The sequence below is a fragment of the Streptomyces sp. NPDC058239 genome, from assembly GCF_042882185.1.
Lineage (GTDB): Bacteria > Actinomycetota > Actinomycetes > Streptomycetales > Streptomycetaceae > Streptomyces.
Window position 1 is genome coordinate 4,052 of record NZ_JBHVWS010000120.1, and the last position, 3,069, is coordinate 7,120.

Genomic DNA, 3,069 nt, shown 5'->3' on the forward strand with positions numbered 1-3,069 from the left:
ATCGGCCATACCGGCACGGTGAATTCGGTGGCGATCGCACCGGACGGCACCTGGCTCGCCACCGCCGGCACCGACGGGACAGCGCGCGTCTGGGACGTGGCGGGACAACGCGCCGTGGCCGTTGCCCGAACTGAGGGGACACTGTCCTCGTGCGCCTGGTCGGAAACCGCTCATGAGATCGCAGTGGGAGGCGAACGAGGCATGTACCTCTTCGGCCTCCTTACCTGATCTTCAGACGCCCCTTGGGAAACGCTGCACTCCCGCTCCCGGGCTGTCACACCTTCGGGTCTGTCAAACGAACGGTGCATCCTCCATGATCGGGAGTTACACCGAACGATTTACAGTCCCTTCCGCCGTTCTCTCGTGTGTCCGCGTTGACATGTTTTCCGACGGGGTGCTGATGCGCGCGGCGCTTGTTCCTCGAACCGGCCGGGCGGCCTGGGCCCGCCGTGCCGGGTTTCGGCGCACCGGCCGGCTGGGGTGTCTTCCCGTGCAGGCGGCGAAATCCCCGGCGGACGCGGGCAGGGGTGAGGCGGCCCGGCTTCGCGGGGCGCTCCCAGGGCTTGCGGAGGTCTTCCGCCAAGGGCCGGGCGAGGCGGAGTTGGGTGTGGGCGGCAAGAACGAGCCAGGTCCAGCGGTCCGCCGCCTCGGGGGTGCGGATCTTCGGACGGGTCCATCCCAGCGTCTGCTTCGCCATCCGGAAGGTATGTTCAAGATCCAATACCGTTAGTTTGAGAGGCTGGTGGGGTCTATTTGACGGGTCGTCAAGCAGGGTGGTGTGGGGTGCAAGGGGCTCACGATGTGGTGAGTGTGGGACTGCTGGCCCGGGTGTATCCGGCGGGTGCAGTGGACCGGGCAGTCGAGGCGTGCGGCCGGCGCGAACGCCGGTCCAGGGTGCTGCCTGCCCGGCTGGTGCTGTACTTCGTGCTCGGGCTGGCGTTGTTCTCTCCGGACCCGTACCTGGAGGTCATGCGTAAGACGACGTTCGGGCTGCGGCAGGTCGGCCTGCTGGGCACCTGGCGGGAGCCGTCCAAGCCCTCGATCTCCTTGGCGCGTCGGCGGCTGGGATGGGAGCCCCTGCGTGAACTGTTCGCGCGGACTGTGGTGCCGCTGGCCGAGCCGTCGGATGCGTGGGCGTTCTGGCGCGGACTGCGTCTGATGGCAGTGGACGGCACCTGCGTGGACATCGCCGACACTCCGGCCAATGACGAGGTGTTCGGGCGGCATGACGGCCGGCCCAAGCCGGGGAAACGGCCCTACAAGCGCGCCGCGTTCCCGCAGGCCCGGGTCGTGGGACTGGTGGAGTGCGGCACGCATGCCATCGTGGATGCGGAGGTCACCGACTACCACACGCACGAGACGACGGCTGGTAGGAGTTGGCCCGGTCGATGCGTCCCGGGATGCTGGTGCTCGCCGACCGCGGCTACCCCGGTGTGGAGCTGTGGCGGGGCTGGGCGACCTCGGGTGCCGAGCTGCTGATGCGGCTGGCAGGCAGCCGCTACAGCCTCGTCCCTGACGAGGTTCTGGCGGACGGGTCCTGGCTCACCACCGTCTACGGGCACACCGACCGGCGGCGGGAACACGGCATCCAGGTCCGCGCCGTGCGCTACCAACTCGAGGCGGCCGGTGAGGAGTACACCCTGCTGACCACGCTGACCGACCACGAGCAGTACCCGGGCAGCGAGCTCGCAGCCCTCTACACGGAACGCTGGGAGATCGAATCCACGTTCAAGGAGCTCAAGGCCCAGCAGATCGGCGCCGGACAAGTCCTGGCCAGCAAGACACCCGACGGAATCCTCCAGCAGATCTGGGGCCACCTGCTCGTCCACTATGCGCTACGCGTGCACATGCTCCAGGCCGCCCGCGCCAACACCGAGAACCTCGACCCGGACCGCCTCTCGTTCACGACCTGCCTGCGCGCCGCCCGCCGCATCACGATGATGCCGCCAGCGGACTTTTTCCCCTCAGCCTGACCGCGGCCTTGCCTTCGTTTTCGGCGAGCTCCTGGCCAACATCAACCCACCGAGACGACCGCGCTCCAACCCGAGAACCGTCAAGCGGATCATCTCCCGCTACGTCATCAAGAAGCCCGACCATCACGGAACACCAGCCCCACCCCGCACCCCGACTCTCACCCCACCAGCTTCTTACGACGTGGGGAGCGATTGAGGTCGGGGCGTGTTCGGCTGGTGCTTCGGCGGGTGGGTGTCAGCAGGCGGTCGGTCGGGCGAGTACCAGTGCGGTGCTCACCCGGCGCCGGGTCACCCGGCGGGCGGAGCGGTCCGAGACCAGTCCGGTGATCGCTGCCTGGGTTTCGGCGAAGTCCTCACGGCGGCCGATGAAGCGCTGCAGGGGGCGCCACTGCTTGTACTCGGCGTTGGTGTGCTCCACACAGATACGCCGGGATGACTGGCAGCGCCGCTGCTCGCGCCAGGCGTACTGCTCGCAGAGTGGGGCGTCGCCCTTCGGCTTTCTGGGCGGGGCGCTGACCTGGTCGGGGAACTCATTCGCCAGTCCCCGGTAGCCCTCGTCGACCTCTGCCTTGACCTTGGGATGGAGGCGGAACTGCTCGGCGATGCCCTCGGTGCGCACGACGGTCTGATCGTGCATGCGGCCCGGCCGGGCCACTCCCGAGAAGAGTGTGCGGCCCTGGTGGTCACAGAAGGTGGTGGTCTTGATCGTGTTCTGTTTGCGCTTGCCGGACACGAATGCCTTGCGGCCGGGGCGCCCGGCCTGTGGCCGGCGGACCTGCACGTCGGTGCCGTCGATCCGAAGGTCGACGCCTTCCGCGGTGGCGTAGGCGAACAGGTCTTCCAGGGTACGCAGCCGCAGGCCCGGGCGGTCGGGGATGGTGAATCCGCGTGCCGCAAGGAGTGGACGGATCTCGCGGACCGCACCGGAGACTGTGGAACGGTCAACCCCGTACTGGGCTTGACCCGCTTTGACGGACATTCGAGATCAGGGGCTTCGGCCCCGGGAGGATGTCCGTCATGGAGAGCATGGGGAAGAAGAAGCCTCGCCGCCCTCGCCGTTCGTTCACGCCGGAGTTCAAGGCCGAGATCGTCGGGT

General features: G+C 68.1%; 4 protein-coding genes and 1 pseudogene. 3 read left to right on the forward strand and 2 right to left on the reverse strand.

The annotated features are described in order from the left end of the window. The coding region (locus tag ACFVYE_RS46990; RefSeq protein ID WP_389609711.1) for a WD40 repeat domain-containing protein at positions 1-228 on the forward strand (228 nt) is incomplete at its 5' end. Between the two features lie 46 nt (positions 229-274). Here ACFVYE_RS46990 and ACFVYE_RS46995 read toward each other — a convergent pair. Further along, positions 275-718, reverse strand: a pseudogene (locus tag ACFVYE_RS46995) (hypothetical protein); the annotation flags it as partial. A gap of 86 nt (positions 719-804) precedes the next feature. Between ACFVYE_RS46995 and ACFVYE_RS47000 the strand changes: the two are divergent. Together ACFVYE_RS47000 and ACFVYE_RS47005 are read left to right on the forward strand one after the other, a co-directional pair. After that, positions 805-1,479, forward strand: coding sequence for a transposase domain-containing protein (locus tag ACFVYE_RS47000; RefSeq protein WP_389609713.1), 675 nt, complete (start codon positions 805-807; stop codon positions 1,477-1,479). Then, positions 1,389-1,973 carry a transposase gene (locus ACFVYE_RS47005; RefSeq protein ID WP_389609715.1) on the forward strand — a complete coding sequence of 195 codons (585 nt, stop codon included), beginning with the start codon at positions 1,389-1,391 and terminating at the stop codon, positions 1,971-1,973. Before ACFVYE_RS47000 ends, ACFVYE_RS47005 begins: the two co-directional genes overlap by 91 nt. Before the next feature lie 235 nt (positions 1,974-2,208). Here the strand turns inward: ACFVYE_RS47005 and ACFVYE_RS47010 are convergent, their stop codons facing one another. After that, positions 2,209-2,952 carry a transposase family protein gene (locus ACFVYE_RS47010; protein ID WP_389609717.1) on the reverse strand — a complete coding sequence of 248 codons (744 nt, stop codon included), beginning with the start codon at positions 2,950-2,952 and terminating at the stop codon, positions 2,209-2,211. Positions 2,953-3,069 lie beyond the last annotated feature (117 nt).

Bases quoted from the DNA above. Each gene is read 5' to 3' on its own strand.
- ACFVYE_RS47010 (WP_389609717.1), bottom strand. From the start codon at position 2,952: ATGTCCGTCAAAGCGGGTCAAGCCCAGTACGGGGTTGACCGTTCCACA.
- ACFVYE_RS47005 (WP_389609715.1), top strand. From the start codon at position 1,389: ATGCGTCCCGGGATGCTGGTGCTCGCCGACCGCGGCTACCCCGGTGTG.